Origin of the sequence: Actinomyces sp. ZJ308, from assembly GCF_011752065.1 — a bacterium.
Lineage (GTDB): Bacteria > Actinomycetota > Actinomycetes > Actinomycetales > Actinomycetaceae > Actinomyces.
Map to the genome: position 1 here is coordinate 1 of NZ_JAAIJY010000034.1, position 18,325 is coordinate 18,325.

Sequence of the window (18,325 nt, forward strand, 5' to 3'; positions counted from 1 at the left end):
CCGCGCCGGGTCGGCCAGTGCCTCCAAGGTCATCCTCGTGGCTCGCTCGCGCAGCTCATCGGGGTACTTCTTCTGTCCCATGACAGTGATCCTTCCGTGTCATCACTGCCTCCATCAAACCCGGGGCGATTCAGTCCTCCCATCGTAGAGGGGAAGGGGCCCGCCTCTGGTGTCCCAGAGGCGGGGTTGCTCACCGCTTACGACGGTGTCGCCCGCGTCCCGGCCTCAGTAGCCGGAACAGTTCTATGGCTGCTACCATCGAAGGCGGGAGAGCAACCAGGATCCCGACGATCTGCATCATCATCGTGATCCCACCTCCTTCCCTTGGCCCCCCGGCCCTTCCGGGGGGCCCTTTACTGTCGTTGGAGATGGTTCCCCAAGCAACAGGACAATTATTCTCCTTTATCTGGTGCTCGCAAACTGAGAAAACATGTGATCCTTGGGGATCGTGGTGATGAATGGGGACATTCGACGCCGTCGGGGACATTTTCTCGTGGCCGGGGACATCTCACGCGTGCGGGGACAGAAAACCTGCACCCGTACGCGCGGAATGTCCCCGGCCGCGTGAGGGGAGCTGTGTGAGAGAAGAGAACACGTAGGCAGGAACATGTAGGCAGCAATGTGGGGCGGCCTGCGGCTGACGAGAGGCCGAGACGCAGCGCGGGACGCCCGGCCGCGCCGACTCAGGACGCGGGCTTGAAAGCGGTGACCTTTCCGTCGTCCTTGTCGTAGCCGATGATGAGGTCGGGTTTCGCCATGATAAGCGAGTCCCCGCTCTTCCAGTCGATCCCGTTGAACCGGATCTCCTTGCCGGTCTTGACGTTCATGAGCATCTGTATCTCATTGAAATCGCCGCGTTTCCAGGTGGCCAGCTTGGTAACGCTGCCATTCTGAGAAATCGACACACCAGAGGAGCATTGGGGGGAGTCCGAGTCGGAGGAGGAACCGCTGCTGCCGTCGGGCTGAGGGACAGTGATGGACTTACCTTTCTTCGGGCTGAGCTTGGTGATGCATCCATCGTCGTCGGTTGTCGCTGTCACATCAGCCTTGCTGTAGTCGTTGTCCTTGAAGTAGGTGCGATACTGCTCCGCGGTAATGAGCTCGTTGTCGCCCAGGACCGGCCTCTCGCCCTCGGTGAGGGTCTCGGAGAAGCTGCTCTGCTTCCTGCCCTTGAGGTCGTAAACCGTCACTTTGTATCGCGTTGTGGGTGATGAGTCCGAATCCGAGTCGGAATCCTTGTCCTTCTCCTCCTCGAAAGTGCCCCAGCTGTCCTTGAAGTAGATGATGTTCAGGTCGGTGTTGGCTTTGGATCCCCCGCCCAGGATGAGCGTCTCCCCGTTATCGATGTTGATGACGATGTTGTACAGCCTGACGTAGCGCTTGTTGTTTCGTACCAGAATGGTTTCATTGCGTAAGAAGGTGGAGTTTGACGCCTCTCCCGCCCCGGGGATCTCACGCGACCACTTCTGCTTCTGATTCGCGTCCCAGGCCGTGCACTTGTTGCTCGCCTTGCAGGAGATGGCAATGTCGCCGGCGATCATGGCCGACTTCTCATCACCCCAGGGGGCCGATGAGGTGTTGCCGGATTTCAGGTCAACGAGGGTGGACTTGTAGACGAGCGTGTCGTCTCCCCAGGCCTGAAAAGCGGGTGCGGTCCCGTAGGATGACCTCAGGTCCTCGTCGTCGAGGGTGGTCTGCCACGCCTCCTTCATATTTCCGCCCAGCGGGCTGTAGCCGGTCAGAGTCCCCTCGGTCCTGTCGAATGTAAGAAAATGACTGCCGACGACGTACGGCTGCGCGTTGGCCGCGACGTCGGCACTCCACGCCTTCTCCGCTCCATTCGCCCAGGATTCCGATGGGATAACGAACTGCGAGGTTGCGTAGACGTTGTTCCTCCACAGGAAGTACCACGCGGCCACGCCGCCCCCGGTCAGCAGCAGGGCGACCGGCAGGATGATGGCGAGTACCTTGAGACCGCGCCTCTTCCTGGGCTGTGCCTGCTGCGCAAACGTCGGGGCGCCGTACGCCGGCGCGGCCGACTGGCTCGGACCGTATGCCTGGTCCGGGTCATAAGCCTGCGCCTGCCCCGTGCCGTATCCCGACGGCGCCCCGCTCTGCCCGTGCGCGTACCCCGCCGGCGCCGCGCTCCGCACCCCGGGCGGCATTGCGGTCTGCTGATCCACGGGCTGGGCCGCAGACTGCATCGAGGGTGCCGAGTAGGGCTGGACCGACGGCGGCAGGGCAATGGGCTGCGCCACCTGGGACGGATCCTGCGGGAGAGGGCTCTGCTGAGGCTGAGTCGCCGACCCGTACCCCTGAGGCGCACCCCCGTGCGGCGCCGCCCCGGGCGCGGTCGGCTGGACGCTGCCGTAGCCCTGAGGAACCTGACCATAACCGGACCCGGCGGCACCCTGCTGAGGCTGGGTTTCCACGGTCCCCGCAGCCGTCCCCACCGCCATGGTCGGCGCCATCGGGCCGATCTGGCCCGGGGCCTGCGGCTGCACCGGTTGTCCCGGCTGTGCGGGCGGCGTCGGACCCGCGGCCTGGGAGGCGGCCCGCCCGGCCTGGCGCGCCAGCACCTCCTGGACGACGGCGTCGTCGGAGCGCTCCAGCATCGCGCGGACCTGGGGCGGGATCGACGGGTTGGTCGCCAGGATCGAGTGCAGGTCGGGGCGGGTGGCGGCGATCCGCTCAAGGTCCTGAGGCGAGGCGAACCTGCTGAGCGCCGTCGTCGCGTCGTAGTCCCCGGAAGAAGGTGAGTGCCCCGTCGTCATGTCTCCTGAGCCTAACGGACTGCGCGGCGCCATATCGCGGAGTCAGACCATCATCAGTACCCGACTCGCCGCCCTGGCGAGGAGGGACGAGGGTCGGCCGACGGCTCAGTCGACGATGCCGTAGAGGCGGTCCCCGGCGTCGCCGAGCCCGGGCACGATGTAGGCGTGCTCGTTGAGCCGCTCGTCGACCCCGGCGGTCACCACCGTGACGTTCGCGCGCCCGCCGACCGCCTCCTCCAGCGTCTTGACCCCCTCGGGGGCGGCGATGAGGCAGATCGCGGTGACGTCGCGCGCCCCGCGCTCGAGCAGGTAGTCGATGGCGGCCACGAGGGTGTGGCCGGTGGCGAGCATGGGGTCGATGACGAAGCACTGGCGGCCCGAGAGGTCATCGGGCAGGCGGTTGGCGTAGGTCTCCACCTCCAGGGTGTCCTCGTCGCGCTTCATCCCCAGGAAGCCGACCTCCGCGGTGGGCAGCAGGCGGGTCATGCCCTCCAGCATCCCCAGGCCCGCGCGCAGGATCGGCACGACGATCGGCCGCGGGTCGGCCAGCCGGCGGCACTGCGCCAGCGCCACGGGGGTGCGGATCTCCACCTCCTCGGTGCGCACCTCGCGGGTGGCCTCGTAGGCGAGCAGGGTGACGAGCTCGTCCACCAGCTGGCGGAAGACCGCCGACGGCGTCCTCTCGTCTCGCAGCACGGAGAGCTTGTGGTCGATGAGGGGGTGGTCGGCAACGTGGAGGCGCATGGGGACAGCCTAATCCCGACGCCGGGCCCACACCGCCCCAACACTGCCCCAACACTGCCCCAACGCCGCGCCGGTCGCCTCCGCCGGGGTAGCCCGTCGCCGGCCGTGCAGGCCGGGCCGCCCCCTGCGAGCTTTGCGGCCGGGGACATTCCACGCGTAGGGGTGCGGCCCGTCGCCGGCCGGGGACATTCGACGCCGTCGGGGACAGAAATCCTGCACCCGTACGCGCGGAATGTCCCCGCCCGGAGAGAAATGTCCCCGCCTGGAGAGAAATGTCCCCGCCCGCGCGGAATGTCCCCGGCGGTGGTGAGGATCAGGTGTAGTCGTTGCGGTCTCGTGAGGCCTCGAACGAAGAACGGTCGAGGTTGGTGTTCCAGATGCGACGGGGGTGCGTAGGCCGCAGGTTTCCACCAGCGAACCTGCCTTGGCGCGCGGCTTCATGGTCGAACCAGGACACTGTCTCGATCCTTGCGACTGTGGAGTCCTCCGCTCTCATGTCGACGACCGTATCGAGAGTGGGGACAAGGTCGGTGTCGCGAGAGGCCATGATGACGAGATCGATGTCGTGTCGTAGAGCCTGGCGAAGGCAGGTCAGTGCGACCAGAACGTCAATTCCCTTTTCAACGCCGGGGCCGATGGGGATTTTGCGGTGGTGGACGTCGGTGGCAGGAACCCCCGTTGCGGTCATCTGAAAGGAGTACTTCAAGCCTCGCAGCTCAACAGTGGCACCGTCTCTGCGCCACTGGTCCGCTTGTGCCGTACAGCGCCGGTGCTGCTCCCAGTCGTAGTCTGCGTGCGGTAGCCTCGGAACACCAAGACCTTCTCCAGAACCGCGTGAGGGTAACCCTCGCGCTGGAGCTGGTTCCGCCGCCGTATCGCTGTTTCGGCGAACCTCATGGGGTGGATGAGAGCGCGGTGCTTACTGCTGTGTCGTGCGAAGATATCGTGAGCCGTCAAATGCACGTTCTGATAGTCCATGACGATGACTGTCCGCAGCACGATGCCCCCTTTGAAAAAATCCCCGCCAGCCCTTACGAGCGGCGGGGAGCAATGGGAGAAGTCTGCCCCATACGGACCGCGCGGTCAAGGTGAGGTGACCGTGGTCAGGCGCGGGCGTGCAGCCAGGCCAGGACGGCCCGCACGCGCCGGTTCTCCTCGCCCGGCTGCAGGTCCAGTCCCCGGAAGATATTCGCCACGTGCTTGGCCACCGCCCCGTCGGAGAGCACCAGCCGCTCGGCGATCTGCGCGTTCGACAGCCCCTGCGCCATGAGCTCGAGCACCTCCTGCTCGCGCCGCGTCAACCGGTCCAGGCCCGCTCCGCCCGATGGCGCGCCCACGATTCCGCCCGACGGCGTCGACGGCGAGGCAGCCCCCGGCGTCGTCGCCCGGGGGCCGGGCGGTGTGGCGGCCGTGCTCCCCGGTGCGCCGGTGGACGCGCCGAGCTCCGAGCCGGCCGCAGAGCCCGCTGTGGTCCCCGCTGTCCTCGCTGTTCCGGCGGCCTGCCCGGCCCCGGAGCCGGCGGCGCGGGCGGCCTTCATGAGGTGGGAGACCACCTCCGGGTCGATGACCACCCCTCCGCCCACGACGACGTCGAGCGAGTGCAGGAAGTCCGCCACCCGCCCCACGCGCTCCTTGAGCAGGTACCCCACGGCGCCACCCGAGCCGCCGGATCCACCGGGCCCGGCCGGGGACTCCGTCTCCTCGAGCAGGTCCTGCACGTAGGGCCCGGCCACGTAGGCGCTCAGCACCACCACCGGCAGCCCCGGATGGGCGCGGCGCAGGTCAATGGCGGCGCGCAGCCCGTCGTCCGTGCCGGTCGGAGGCATCCGCACGTCGGTGACGACGACGTCGGGCAGCTCCCCGGCGGCGGCCAGGCGCTCGACCTCCACGCGCAGGGCGTCGGCGTCGGCCACCTGCGCCACGACCTCGTGCCCGGCGGTCGTCAGCAGCCCGGCCAGCCCCTCGCGCAGGAGGGCGGCGTCGTCGGCCAGCAGGATCCTCATGGGGACATCCTGCCTCAGCCGGTCGGGCGGATGCGGGCTGTGGCCACCGGGAACTCCTGTGCCGCCGAGGCCGCCGAGACCGGTGGAACTGCCGCGGCCCTTGGAACCGTCAGAGCCACCGGCCCCGTCGGAACCCGCCCGGGCCGGCGGCGCGCTCACACCGGGGCCGACGTCGCTGCCGGTGTGAGCGTTCCCGGCCGGGCCTCCTGGCCCACCGTGTCGCCCACCGTGTCGGCCGCCGAGCCACCTGCCGTGTCGGCCTCCCGATCGGCCTCCTGGTGATCTCCCTGCTCGTGCGGTCGGTTGTCCGGCTGACCGTCCTCCGCATCCTTCACCTGCTCATCCTCCAGGCCGCCCGCACCCCACGGCGGCGTCAACGGCGCCGTGATCGTCAGCCGTGTCCCGTTGCCGTCGGGGGAGCTGACCTCCAGGTACCCGCCGATGGACTCCACCCGCTGCGCCATGCCGCGCAGGCCGGTGGCGTTCTCGCGCCCGGGGTCGGCCCCGCCGCGCCCGTCGTCGGTCACGACGGCGCTCAGGCCGGCTCCCGCGCAGCGCAGCGCGACCGCGGCGCGCTCGGCCCGCGCGTGCTTGGCGGCGTTCGTGAGCGCCTCGGTCACCGCGAAGTAGACGACCGTCGCCACCGGCTGCGAGATCCGGGCCAGGTCGGCCTCCTCGGCGTCGACGACGACGCTGGTCGGCAGCGGCGCCCGGCCCGCCAGGTCCCGCAGGGCCGGTGCCAGGCCGCGCTCGGACAGGACCGCCGGGCGGATGCCGTGCACCGTCTCACGCAGGTCCCGCAGGGCCGCCTCCGCGCGGTCCTGCGCCGCGTCGATCCCCTCCAGCAGCGTGGTCCGGGAGGCGGCGGTGGCGTCGTCATCGGGCAGGGACTCGGCGGCCAGGCGCAGCCCGCCCAGGCTCATGGCCAGGGCGACGAGGTCCTGCTGGGCGCCGTCGTGCAGGTCCCGCTCGATGCGGGTGCGCTCGGCCTCGAAGGCGTCCATGAGGGTGGCGCGGCTGGCCGTGAGGTGACCGACCTCGGCGGTCAGCTGCTCGAGGCGCTGACGCCTGCGCTCACCCGAGAGCACCTCCACCAGCAGCAGCCGCAGTATCCCGAAGCCCAGGAGTGCCCCGACAGCGAGGGCGAGGCAGACCAACCCGACCGGCACCAGTGGCCAGCCGGTACCGGGTCCGGTCACCGTCACCTCGATGCCGCCCATGTAGAACCTGCCGGGATTCTCAGGGGAGGTGATGAAAGGTGCCAGGATGCCGGTGAGAGCCATGGATCCTAGGACCGCGGCTGAGAAGAATGACGCTGTGGACAGCGCCAGACCGCCCAGGCACAGGGGCAGGTCCTGCCGCCAGAACTCCACGTGGGCCACGCGCGCCAGCAGCCACGGGGTCTTGCGCTCCCCCTCCCTGCGACCGGAGGGGGCGTCCACCCCCAGAGCGCGCGCGACGATGCGCTCCAGCGTCGCCCCCAGCGGGACCGTCAGGTGGAACAGCAGGATGCTGGGGATGAGGAGGAGGAACTGTGGTAGCCACAGCACGGCGTGCAGGAGCTCCCACCCGATGATGCCGATCCACCGGCGCCGCTGCTGGTACCAGCGGCGCGGCTGATGCTCGGTGGGTGACACGGTGGAGGACGTTGAGGTCATGTCGGCGACGTTAACGGGCCGGGGGTCGGGGACGCACTGGTGCTGGCTCCCGCGCGGGTGCTGTCCGGGGCCCGGGGGTGGTGCTGGCGCCACCGGGTGGTGCGTATGCGACCGGGGGTGAGGTGGGGCTAGCCGGAAGGGAGAACGGGGGCGGGCACCAGTGTGACGCCGGTCAATGACGAGTGAACTGGTGCCCATGATCCGAGTTCCGTTCCACCCGTCCCTGTCTCACGCAGCCGTTGCCTGCGACGTCGCCCCCGCCCGCGCGCAACCGGCCCGGACGCCTAACCGCTTCCAGGCCGCTTCCGGTGCTGAGACGGCTGAGATGGTCGGTCCGGCCCCCGGCGGTTCGACGCTGCCCGCGGGCTCCGACGAGGCGCTGGTTCGTGAACGACGTCGGGACTATGCGCGCTGGTACGTGGCGGTGGGCGCCGAGGCCGTGGTGCTGGCACTGCTGATCGTCGTCGTCGGGCGGCAGCTGTGGCCGGTGCTGGGGGCCGCCGCGCCGGATGGGGCAGAGGCCGCCTGGGTGCACGACCTGCTGGTCGAGGCGCGCGGGCTGCTCGCCAGGGTCAACGACACCGACGTGTGGACCTGGGTGGCGTCAGTCCTGGCCTGGCTGCTGACGGTCACGGGCCCCTGGCTGAGGAGGCCGGCCGCGCGGTGGAGCCTTCCGGCCGCCGTGGTGGGTGGTCGGTCGACGCCCGTTGTCGTCTGGCTCGTCGTGGCGGCGCTCCCGGGACTCTGGGGGTGGTCATGACGCACCGCCCGCGCCCCTCGCCGGGGCCGGTGCCGCCGGTGCCACTGCCGACGTCGAGCCGGGCACTTCTCGCGTAGCCCTGCAGAAATTCTGCCCGGTTACGCGAGAAGTGCCCGGCTCGGTGCCGTGAGGCCCGGCCGCCCGTCCGGCCCTACCGACACACCCGTTGGGCCGGGCGCGAAAGGCCCTGACACCGCGCCGCCCCGCGGGGCTAGGTTGACGCCACCAACCGCTCAGTTCAAGGAGAACTCATGACCGACGGCTCCGTCCCCACCATCACGCTCAACAACGGCATCGACATCCCCCAGATCGGCTACGGCGTCTTCCAGACCCCGCCGGACGAGACCGAGCAGGCCGTGCTCGAGGCCTTCGAGGTCGGCTACCGCCACGTCGACACCGCCCAGGCCTACCAGAACGAGGAGGGCGTGGGCGCCGCCGTCGCCGCCTCCGGGCTGCCCCGCGAGGACGTCTTCCTGACCACCAAGGTGTGGATCTCCAACGCCGGAGACGAGCGTGCCGCCCGCTCCATCGACGGCTCGCTGCGCCGCCTGGGCACCGACTACATCGACCTGCTCCTGGTCCACCAGCCCTTCGGCGACTACTACGGCACCTACCGTGCCATGGAGAAGGCCCTGGCCGACGGCAAGGTGCGCGCCATCGGCGTCTCCAACTTCTTCCCCGACCGCTTCGTGGATCTGGCGCGGCACGTCGAGGTGCCCCCGGCCGTCAACCAGATGGAGACCCACGTCTTCAACCAGCAGGCCGACACCCGCACCTGGTACGCCAAGTTCGGCACCGCCCTGGAGTCCTGGGGCCCGCTGGCCCAGGGGCGCAACAACATCTTCACCCACCCGGTGCTCAGCGCCGTCGGCGAGAAGTACGGCAAGAGCGCCGCCCAGGTGGCGCTGCGCTACCTCATCCAGCTCGACATCATCGTCATCCCCAAGTCCGTGCACCGCGAGCGCATGATCACCAACCTCGACGTCACCGACTTCCGGCTCGACGACGCCGACATGCAGGCCATCGCGGCCCTCGATGAGGGGCGGGGCTTCGTCGACCTCTACGATCCCGCGTTCCAGGAGATGCTCGCTGCCCACACGATCGAGGAGGACTGACTCTCCCGGGCGCCGCCCGGCCGCTCCCCGCCTCCGGCCGGGGACATTCGACGCCGTCGGGGACGGAAATCCTGTCCCCGTACGCGTGGGATGTCCCCGGCCGCGCAGGATGTCCCCGCCGGCGGAGCTGTCAGGTCCGGGGAGCCGTCAGTTTCTCAGAGCCGGCGGGAGAACCGGGACTCGGTCTTCTCGGAGGTGCCCACGTACTCCAGCCAGCGCTCGTAGTGGTCGAGCACGTCGTGGGCCACCTGGTCGGAGTTCCAGTCGACGACGTCGTAGCCCTGGCCGCCGCTGTGCGGGCGCACCTCGAGGCGCACCGTGAGGTCGTCGGCCTCGTGGACGGCGAACCCGTAGGCGGGCACGGGTGTGACCACCATGCGCACCACGTAGCGGAAGGAGTCGATGGAGCTGGACTGCTCCTCATCGCTGTCGGTGGCCGGGTCGGAGGAGACGACCAGGCTGGCCCGCCCCAGGAAGGTGCGCTCGTCGTCGGGGTCCTGCGCCTCGGGGCCCTCGACGAAGACCTCGGCGGAGACGTTCTCCTTGCGCAGCTCGGTGGCCACCGCCTCCAGGGCCGGCACGATGCGCCGCTCCATGGCGTGGCCGGCCTCGTCGGGGGACACGGAGTTGAGGGTGTGCGCCAGGCGCTCGCGCCAGGGCGTCTGCTCCAGGCCCGCGGCCGAGCCGTTGAATCCGAGGGCACGGTTGCTGTTGGCCACGGACAGCGCCTGGTTGTGGGTGTCCTCGGTGCTCAGGGCCCGCCACAGCGTGTACATGATGAGGATGAGCACCCCGGAGAAGGGCAGCGCCATGACGATCGTGGCCTGCTGAAGAATGGGGATGCCACCGGCCACGAGCATCGCGATGGTCAGGATCCCGGTCAGGGTGGCCCAGAAGATCCGCAGCCACGGGGCGGCGTCCTGGCGCGCCGAGCGGATGCGGCTGGAGAGGTTGGCCATGACCAGGGCGCCGGAGTCGGCGCTGGTGACGTAGAAGAGGATGCCGATGAACAGGGCCAGGGCGATGAGGATCTTCTGACCCGGCAGGTGCTCGAGCATCCAGTACAGGCCCTGCTCGGGCTGGTTCAGGGTGATGTCTCGGAACTCGCCGTTGCCGCGGATGACCAGGTCGAGGGCGTGGTTGCCGAAGATGGCCACCCACATGAGGATGTAGCAGAAGGGCAGCAGGAGGCTTCCGAGCACGAACTGGCGGATGGTGCGGCCGCGCGAGATGCGGGCCAGGAACATGCCCACGAAGGCCGCCCAGGCGATCCACCAGGCCCAGAAGAACAGGGTCCAGGCGTTGAGCCACGCGTCGGGCCGGTTGTAGGCGTAGGTCTCCAGCGTCAGCAGCGGGAAACGGGTGAAGAAGTCGCCGATGGAGCCCACGAGGGCATCGATGAGGAAGGCGGCGTCGCCGGTGATGAGCACCCACAGGGCCAGGCCGATGGCCAGCAGCACGTTGATCGTGGACAGGACGCGCACCCCGCGGTCGACGCCGGAGACGGCCGAGACCGTCGCCATGATGACGGCCAGGGCGGTCAGCCCGATCTGGGTGGGGAAGCCCTGCGGCAGCCCGAGCAGGATGTTGAGGGCGACATTGAGCTGGACGACGCCGACCCCCAGGGAGGCCGCGATGCCGAAGACTCCGCCGACCAGGGCCGCGGCGTCGACGATGTCGCCGATGACGCCCTCGGTGTGCCGGCCCAGCAGCGGACGCAGGGTGGAGCGCAGCGTGAGCGTGTCGCGGCGTCGGTAGGCGAAGTAGGCCATGGACAGGCCCACCAGCGCGTAGAGGCCCCAGCCGGAGATGCCGTAGTGGAACAGTGACAGGACGATCGCGTCGCGGGCGGCCTGGATGGTCTGGCCGTCGCCGGTGGGCGGGTTCATGTACTGGTCGACCGGCTCGGCCACGGCGAAGAACAGGATCTCGGTGCCGATGCCGGCGGCGAAGAGCATGGCCGTCCAGGCGAAGGTGGAGAAGTCCGGCGTCGAGTTGTCCGGCCCCAGACGTATCCGCCCGAACCGGGAGAAGGCCAGGGCCAGGATGAAGACGAGCGCGGCCGTGATGAGGAGGATGTAGAAGGACCCGAACCACCGGCTCGTCCAGGTCACGGCCGCACCGAAGGCGCCTTTGACGACCTCGGGCGCGACGATCGCGGCCAGGGCGACCACGGTGATGATGGTGGCCGACACGAAGAAGACGACCGGGTTGAAGAGCTGCTTCTCGGACGTCCTGCCCTGCAGTGCGCCGAGCAGGGTGCCGGACTCGGGCCCGGTCTGCGTCTCGGGCGGTGAGGCGTGGTCCGACGGCGGGGTCGGCTGGGCTGAGCCGTCTGAGGGTCCGTCTGTTGCTGGCTCGCTCTGCTCGCTCGATTCGGGGGACCGGCTCACCGACCTGCTCCGTTCTTCATGGGGACTTGCTGCGTGCTGGAATGAGGGGACACGGGTGGACGTGGGGAGCTGCCACGATACGGCAGGACCGGGCCTTGGCCCAGGGACGAGTGTCTCGTGTGGAGCCTATAACGGAGATCATGCATTCGTTATGTATTTCCTCCGACGTCCTCCGTCGACGTCGGATACGTGGGGGCGCCTTCCCGGCGTGCGGGGCCCGATCGCGTCCGGTGACTCTGGCGAGTCCGGGTGAGTCTCGGCGAGCTGAGATGGCGCGGATCGAGCTGAGATGGACGGGTATGAGGCGAGGGCGGTTGTCCCGTCGCTCGCCGCCGGGTCTGTCATTCTTGGGCTGTGACGTCTTCACCCTCTGCGCAGTCGCCGGCCTCCTCCGCCACCGGGCCCGACGTCGGCGCGCTCGGTGGGCGGGCGGACGTTGCCGGCACCCGGACCGGCGCCTCCGTCCTGGACGCCGCGATGGTCCGGGCCCTGGAGCAGGCCCGCTCGGCGGGCGAGGCGGGGGAGGTGCCGGTGGGCGCCGTCGTCCTCTCGCCGGACGGGACCGTCCTGGCCCAGGCCGCCAACGCCCGCGAGGCCGAGCACGACCCGACGGCGCACGCCGAGATCCGTGCCCTGCGCGCCGCCGGTGCGGCCCTGGGCGACTCCCACCTGGACGGCTGCACGCTCGTGGTCACCCTCGAACCGTGCACCATGTGCGCCGGCGCCATCGTCCTGGCCCGCGTGGCCCGGCTGGTGCTGGGGGCCTGGGAGCCCCGGACCGGCGCCTGCGGCTCGGTGCGCGACGTCGTGCGCGACGCCCGCGCCAACCACCAGGTCGAGGTGCGCGCCGGCCTGCGCGCCCAGGAGTCCCAGGCCCTCCTGACCGCCTTCTTCGCCGACCGCCGCTGAGGGGCGACGTCGATCACCGATACCGACCGCGCAATGCCACCACCCAGTAGTCCCAGGAGAGACACCATGGACCTTTCCGAGTTCCTCGACCTCATGGCCGCCGGCGAACCGGTCCCGCCGACCAGCGAGGCGCACGGCGTCATGATCGAGGTCGGCGAGCGCGCCCGCCGCATCACGGCACGGATCAACGGCGGGTACCGCACCGGCGAGGAGATCGCCGAGCTCGTGGGGGAGCTGATCGGCTCGCCGGTGCCCGAGGGCTTCCGGCTCTTCCCGCCCTTCACCACCGACTTCGGGGCCAACATCCACCTCGGACGGGGCGTCTTCATCAACTCCGGCTGCCGGTTCCAGGACCAGGGCGGCATCTGGATCGGCAACCGCTGCTTCATCGGCCACAACGTCGTCATGGCCACCCTCAACCACGAGCTGGCCGTGGAGCGCCGCAGCACCGTAGTGCCGGCTCCCATCGTGCTCGGCGACGACGTGTGGATCGGTGCGAGCGTCACCATCACCGCCGGGGTCACGATCAGTGAGGGCGCCGTCGTCGCCGCGGGCGCGGTGGTCACCAGGGACGTTCCCCCGCGCACGGTCGTGGGCGGCGTGCCGGCCAAGATCATCCGTCCCATCGAGGAGGGTACTGAGGAGGACGGTGAGGCCGGCGGCGCCGGGAGCTGAGGGGCGACGTCGGCCGTGACTGATACCGCAGGACGCCGCGTTGGGGCCCGGGCCGCCGCCCGTGTACCCTCGTGGGCGAGGTAGCGTGTCCGAGCGGCCGAAGGTGCAGATCTCGAAAGTCTGTGTGGTTCATAGCCACCCTGGGTTCGAATCCCAGCGCTACCGCCACCACGGGAGGGCCCGCCGGCGCAGTCACGAGCTGCACGGCGGGCCCTCGCCGTCTCTGGTGCCGTCATGTTCGTCGAGGGCGCTCGGTGCAGTTGTGGTCGGGGTGGTTTATCCTGACTGGGACCTTTACCGGAGTGGTCTGTCAGTGGGGCCGGTTTGTGTCGTAGCGATGGGTTACATTGTGGGCACAACCATGGAAGGAGGCAGTCATGTCCACCGCCCCTGTCTTGTCGCGTGAGGTCGTCAAGCACTTCTCGCAGGCTGAGCTTGAGGAGCGCGAGAGGGCTGTCACCAGTGAGCTCGAACGCCGGTTCGGTAGCGTCGATGCTGCGCTTGCCCAGGAGTACACCGGTGACTATCCGTCGGATGACCTTAAGCTGTTCTCCGAGTACCACAGCTTGATGTTCCTTCTTGGCGAGTGAACGTCGGGATTGACGAGCAGACCCTCAGTTTCGCGGATGGTCTGACTCGTGCAGTGCGGGCAGTGTGCCCAGAGGCGCCCGAGTTCAGGGTCGACATCGCGGGAGAGGATCCCTGGAAGGCGGTTGTTCTTCCAAAAGAGAAGGCCCCCATCGTCTTGTCCATCGGTGGCAGGGAGCTCCTCGACCTGGTCGTGTCCTATCGATGCACGATGTCGACGCAGCACCCTTACATGCTCATTGAGAGCTCCACGTTCGGCCTGCGGCCCCATGGTGGAGGTGAGTGGCTTGCTCGCCTTGACTACCTGCACCGCCCTTCGGCGAGTGTTCCCTGCTCACACCTTCATGTTCACGCTCATCGCGACGCGTGGACCTTCATCATGTCGCGGGATGGTCGGGGCAGTAAGCGAGAAACGGTCAAGCGGCGGGGACAGGCGGAGAAGGCTCCCCAGATCTCTGACATCCATTTCCCCGTCGGCGGCCCACGGCTGCGTCCCACGTTGGAGGACTTCCTCACGATGGCGATCGAGGATCTTGGGATTGACCATCCTGTCAATGCGCGCAAGGAGCTTGATCAGGCCCGCGCCCGATGGAGGATGGAGCAGACGAGGTCCATTGTTCGGTCGTCGAGTGATATTGCTGCAGATGTTCTCCGAGAGATGGGGTGGGTGGTCACTCCTCCTGAGAGCCATGACACGCAGAATCTTGCCCCGGAGTGGCTTGAGCGGTACTGACGCTCGTACTGCACGAGGGTCGGGGACTACTGGGGGAGGTCCGGGTGTACTCCACGAGAGTCCGGACCCCGTGCAGTGCGGCCGGCTCCCGGCCAGTGGGACCCGAGGCCCGTGCAGTAAGGCCAGGGCCCAGGACCCGGGCCGCCGACGGCGTCGGACCGGCCGGTTCCGGGCGGGCCCGGACGGCCTCGCGGCGTCCGGCGTCGAGCTGCTGCGTGCAACGCCGTGAAACAGGCTGCAATCCCAGACGCGCCGGGACCTGCGCGCATATCAAGCGCGCTGAAAGCACTTGGTCCCTGGACTGGCCGACGCCGGGCTCTACCCTTGATCCATGAGCCGCCGCCCCCACCGTCCCCACGAGTCCCGCTCCCTGTCCCGCACCCAGACCCAGGTCCGCTCCCCTCATCCTCACGCCTCCGAGACCGCGCCCCACGCGGCCGCCGACCTCTACTCGCTGCTGTGCGACGCCATGGTCGCCGGTGACACCAAGGCCATCGACGCCCTGCTCACCGACGACTGCGTCCTGACCCACATGACCGGCTACCCCCAGCCCAAGATCGAGTGGCTCGGGGACATCGCCACCGGCGCCATGCGCTACCACGCCCACGAGGTGGTCTCCGTCCAGCCCGACACGATCGCCGGCTTCCCGGTGGTGCGCGGCCGCACCCGCACCACGGCCACCCTGTGGGGCGGACGCGGCACCTGGAACCTCCAGATCGTCGGGTACGTCGTGCCCGACGCCGACCCCGACACCGAGCACAACCCCACCGGCTTCCGCTTCAGCCGCCTGGACGCCTCCACCTGGTGAGCCGCCGCTGAGCCGGTTGCCCTCGGGGCCGTTGCGAGAGGAGGCCGTCAGGGGTGCTCCCGGACCGGGTGCCCGGCTCGTCGCGGACGCACCTTAGGTCTTGCGGAGCCCAGCAGGGGGCAGTCACCGGCCCCTAAGGCGCGTCCGCGACACCTGGCAGGCTCTGGCAGGCTACCGACGCCGCCCGGTGCCCCGGGTGGCGGGCGCGTTCCACGGGTCCTCGGGCCAGGCGTGCTTGGGGTAGCGGCCGCGCATCTCGGCGCGCACCTGCGGGTAGCCCTGCTCCCAGAAGGAGGCCAGGTCATCGGTGACCGCCACCGGCCGTCTCGCCGGAGAGAGCAGGTGCAGCAGCACCGCCACCCGGCCCTGAACGATCCGCGGCGTCGCCGCCCATCCGAAGCACTCCTGGACCCGCACCGCCAGCACCGGCCGACCCGCCCGCCCGGCATCGGACGAGGTAGTGGACTCCCGGGACCCCGAGGAACCCGGGGCGATCGTGCTGCCGTAGTCCACCCGCACCTGCGAGCCGGAGGGGACCTCGATCCGCTCGGGCACCAGTTCGTCCAGGCGCGCCGCCTGCGGCCACGGCAGCAGCGCCCGCAGCGCCCCGGCCACGTCCAGCCGCTCCAGGCTGAAGCGCCGGCTCCCTGAGGCCGATCGAGAGCCCGATCCGGGGCCCGGCTCGGATCTCTCCGCCAGGCTCATGACCGCCGGCGCCAGCCACTCCTCGGCCCGGTCCGCCAGGGCCGCATCGCTCATATCCGGCCAGGGCTCGCCCAGGTGCTCGTGGAGCAGGGCCAGCCGGGCGCGCAGGTTGCGGGCCTCCTCATCCCATGGCAGCGCGCCTATGCCCGCACCGGAGCTCTCCGAGCGCACCCGCGCAACGACGGCGTCGGCCACCGCCTGAGGCTCCGGCGCCGGCCCCGGGGCGGCCGCGAGCATGATGGCCCCCAGCCGGCGCACGCGCTCGGTGCGCAGGCGCCCGCCGTCCCACACGGTGCGCTCCTCCTGGGTCAGCCAGGAACCGGCCAGCTCCAGGGCCGTCTCCTCCTCCAGAGGCGCCGCGGCCCGGACCTGTGCGTCCCCGCGGCCGGAGGTGAGGTCGACGCCCGCCACCGCCAACCACTCCGACTCCGCCAGGCCCGAGCCGGCCGGCAGACGCAGCCCAGTTCCGGCGACGCTCGCGTAGTGCGCCTCCTGCCCCGCCCGGGGCGCCGGTCCCCGACGCCGGGCGATCCACTGCGGCTGCGCGGTCCCGGCCACGAGGGCCACCGCGGCCTCCAGGTCGCCCGCCCGGGCGCCGTCAGCTCCCTGCGGGCCGGCCGCTGAGCCGGGTGCGCCCTGACCGACGCGGTCGGCAGAAGCGGCGGCGCCCGCGACGTCGGGGGTCTCCTCGATGGCGCGCCGGCAGGCCTGCTCCAGTCGGCTCGCCTCCGTCTTCCACGCCCCCGACCCGGCCCCGCCGCCGCGCACCTGCCGGGCCAGGACCGTCAGGTCCCCGCCCGGCGCCCGCAGGTCGGCGGTCAGCAGCGCCGTGGCCCGCGCCGAGCGCCGCAGCCCCAGAATCGGCGCCGTCGCCAGCAGGGCCCGGGCCTCGCGCACGCCCGCCGGCAGCCCGGCCACCGCCCGCCCCAGGGGCGTGACCCCGTCGGCCCCGACCAGCCCCAGGTGCGTCAGCGCCTGACGGGCGGCCGTCATCGCCGCGGCCGGAGGCTCGTCCATCCAGGCCAGTCCCGCGCCGTCGGGAACGCCCCAGGCGGCCAGCTCCAGAGCCGCACCGATCAGGTCCGCCGACAGGATCTCCGGGGTCGGGGCCAGTGGCGAGCGCGCCCAGTCCGTGGGCGAGCAGCAGCGGAAGACGACGCCGGGCCCCTCGCGCCCGGCCCGCCCGGCCCGCTGAACCCCGGCCGCCCGCGAGACCCCCACGGTGACCAGGCCGCTCATGGCCCGGGCCACGTCCAGACGCGGCTCGCGCGCCAGCGTGGAGTCCACCACCACCCGCACCCCGGGCACCGTCAGCGAGGACTCGGCCACGTTCGTGGCCACTACGACGCGCCGCCGCCCGCCGGGCTCGAGGTCAGGGCCACGTCCTGGGCGCTCGCGGGCAGGCGGCCGTGCAGTGGCAGGACGTCGACGGACTCGGGGCCCTCGGAAACGGCCCGACGCAGGCGGGCGACGACGTCGTCGACCTCACGGGCGCCGGGCAGGAAGACCAGGACGTCGCCCGCATGCTCGGCCAGGGCCCGCTCCACGGTGGCGGCGACGTGGGCGAGGAACTCACGCGGCACCCCGCGCGGCCCCAGCCGTCCGCTCCGCCCCGGCGGCGCCCACACCTCCTCGATGGGGTGGAGCCGCCCGGGCGCCTCCACCAGCGGCACCGGGCCGTCAGCGCCGCCCTGTGTGCCGCCCAGGACGCGGCGCAGGCGGTCGGCGTCGAGCGTGGCGGACATGGCCACGAGCGGCAGGTCCTCGCGCAGGGCCGCGCGCGCATCCGTCAGCAGGGCCAGGAGCAGGTCGCTGTCCAGGGAGCGCTCGTGGACCTCATCGAGGATGACGGCGTCGACGCCGGACAGCTCCGGGTCGCGCTGGAGCCGGCGCAGGAGGAGCCCGGCGGTGACGACCTCGACCCGGGTGGACGGGCCGGCGCGCCGCTCCCCGCGCACCGCGTAGCCGACCGTGCCGCCGACCTCCTCACCCAGGAGGGCCGCCAGGCGCCGGGCCGCCGCACGGGCGGCAATACGGCGCGGCTGGGTGACGACGACGCGGCCCGGCCCGCGCCCCGGGCCGTTGCCGTCCGATGCCCCGGTGGGCTGGGCCTGGGTGAGGGCATCGGCCACGAGCGGCGGGACGAGCGTGGTCTTGCCGGTCCCGGGCGGCGCGGTGAGTACCAGGCTTGTGCCCACGCCGTCGGAACCGGGGGAGAGGCGCTCGCGCAGCTCGGGCAGCACCTCGACCACCGGCAGGTCAGGGGGAGAGGCGAGCAGCGCCCCGATGGGGTCGGTGTGCGGTGGGAGCGTGCGGCCCTGAGGCCCGGTGCGACTCATAGTCCGATTGTGCCCGGTGGGAGTGCGCGCAGAGGCGGGGCGACGTCGGAGCACGTGGAGCGAGCCGAGCAGCAGAAGGCCTCCGGTCACCTGGGGTGGCCGGAGGCGCAGTGGATGGGCA

General features: G+C 70.6%; 15 protein-coding genes and 1 tRNA gene. 8 read left to right on the forward strand and 8 right to left on the reverse strand.

Annotated elements, in window-relative coordinates; translation table 11 throughout:
- Window positions 1–683 precede the first annotated feature (683 nt).
- From HCR68_RS12110 to HCR68_RS12130, 5 genes are all read right to left on the reverse strand, one after another.
- A complete protein-coding gene (locus HCR68_RS12110) occupies window positions 684–2,615 on the reverse strand; it encodes a hypothetical protein (RefSeq protein WP_347878332.1) in 1,932 nt (643 codons plus the stop codon).
- A gap of 264 nt (window positions 2,616–2,879) precedes the next feature.
- Window positions 2,880–3,518, reverse strand: a complete 639-nt coding sequence (gene upp, locus HCR68_RS12115; protein ID WP_167149838.1) for a uracil phosphoribosyltransferase — start codon at window positions 3,516–3,518, stop codon at window positions 2,880–2,882.
- A 313-nt stretch (window positions 3,519–3,831) separates the two neighbouring features.
- Window positions 3,832–4,206 (reverse strand): NYN domain-containing protein, encoded by a 375-nt coding sequence (locus HCR68_RS12120; RefSeq protein WP_167149840.1) that lies wholly within the window; start codon window positions 4,204–4,206, stop codon window positions 3,832–3,834.
- A 415-nt stretch (window positions 4,207–4,621) separates the two neighbouring features.
- Window positions 4,622–5,521: a response regulator transcription factor gene (locus tag HCR68_RS12125; RefSeq protein WP_167149842.1), complete on the reverse strand. Its 900-nt coding sequence runs from the start codon at window positions 5,519–5,521 to the stop codon at window positions 4,622–4,624.
- A gap of 155 nt (window positions 5,522–5,676) precedes the next feature.
- Window positions 5,677–7,179: a sensor histidine kinase gene (locus tag HCR68_RS12130; RefSeq protein ID WP_208320602.1), complete on the reverse strand. Its 1,503-nt coding sequence runs from the start codon at window positions 7,177–7,179 to the stop codon at window positions 5,677–5,679.
- A gap of 196 nt (window positions 7,180–7,375) precedes the next feature.
- Here HCR68_RS12130 and HCR68_RS12135 point away from each other — a divergent pair, with 196 nt between their 5' ends.
- Window positions 7,376–7,939: a hypothetical protein gene (locus tag HCR68_RS12135; protein ID WP_167149844.1), complete on the forward strand. Its 564-nt coding sequence runs from the start codon at window positions 7,376–7,378 to the stop codon at window positions 7,937–7,939.
- Window positions 7,940–8,190: 251 nt separating this feature from the next.
- Window positions 8,191–9,054, forward strand: coding sequence for an aldo/keto reductase (locus HCR68_RS12140; protein ID WP_167149846.1), 864 nt, complete (start codon window positions 8,191–8,193; stop codon window positions 9,052–9,054).
- Between the two features lie 155 nt (window positions 9,055–9,209).
- Here HCR68_RS12140 and betT read toward each other — a convergent pair whose 3' ends face one another.
- Complete coding sequence (gene betT, locus HCR68_RS12145; protein ID WP_167149848.1) at window positions 9,210–11,447, reverse strand: choline BCCT transporter BetT; 2,238 nt, start codon at window positions 11,445–11,447, stop codon at window positions 9,210–9,212.
- A gap of 354 nt (window positions 11,448–11,801) precedes the next feature.
- Between betT and HCR68_RS12150 the strand changes: the two genes are divergently transcribed.
- The 6 genes from HCR68_RS12150 (at window position 11,802) to HCR68_RS12175 (ending at window position 15,160) form a co-directional block, all read left to right on the forward strand.
- Window positions 11,802–12,356, forward strand: coding sequence for a nucleoside deaminase (locus HCR68_RS12150; protein ID WP_208320603.1), 555 nt, complete (start codon window positions 11,802–11,804; stop codon window positions 12,354–12,356).
- A 66-nt stretch (window positions 12,357–12,422) separates the two neighbouring features.
- Window positions 12,423–13,031 (forward strand): DapH/DapD/GlmU-related protein, encoded by a 609-nt coding sequence (locus HCR68_RS12155; protein WP_167149850.1) that lies wholly within the window; start codon window positions 12,423–12,425, stop codon window positions 13,029–13,031.
- A gap of 79 nt (window positions 13,032–13,110) precedes the next feature.
- Window positions 13,111–13,199, forward strand: a tRNA-Ser gene (locus HCR68_RS12160).
- A gap of 209 nt (window positions 13,200–13,408) precedes the next feature.
- The gene (locus HCR68_RS12165) at window positions 13,409–13,621 is read left to right on the forward strand and encodes a hypothetical protein (RefSeq protein WP_167149852.1); all 213 of its coding nucleotides are present in this window, start codon (window positions 13,409–13,411) and stop codon (window positions 13,619–13,621) included.
- A complete protein-coding gene (locus HCR68_RS12170; protein WP_167149854.1) occupies window positions 13,618–14,352 on the forward strand; it encodes a hypothetical protein in 735 nt (244 codons plus the stop codon). Before HCR68_RS12165 ends, HCR68_RS12170 begins: the two co-directional genes overlap by 4 nt.
- Before the next feature lie 331 nt (window positions 14,353–14,683).
- Complete coding sequence (locus tag HCR68_RS12175) at window positions 14,684–15,160, forward strand: nuclear transport factor 2 family protein (RefSeq protein ID WP_167149856.1); 477 nt, start codon at window positions 14,684–14,686, stop codon at window positions 15,158–15,160.
- Window positions 15,161–15,331: 171 nt separating this feature from the next.
- Here HCR68_RS12175 and HCR68_RS12180 read toward each other — a convergent pair whose 3' ends face one another.
- Together HCR68_RS12180 and HCR68_RS14320 are read right to left on the reverse strand one after the other, a co-directional pair.
- The gene (locus tag HCR68_RS12180) at window positions 15,332–17,206 is read right to left on the reverse strand and encodes an ATP-dependent helicase C-terminal domain-containing protein (RefSeq protein WP_243859089.1); all 1,875 of its coding nucleotides are present in this window, start codon (window positions 17,204–17,206) and stop codon (window positions 15,332–15,334) included.
- On the reverse strand, window positions 17,206–18,204 hold the full coding sequence (locus HCR68_RS14320) for a DEAD/DEAH box helicase (RefSeq protein WP_243859090.1): 999 nt from the start codon (window positions 18,202–18,204) through the stop codon (window positions 17,206–17,208). The genes HCR68_RS12180 and HCR68_RS14320 overlap by 1 nt, the downstream gene beginning before the upstream one ends.
- Between the last annotated feature and the right edge of the window lie 121 nt (window positions 18,205–18,325).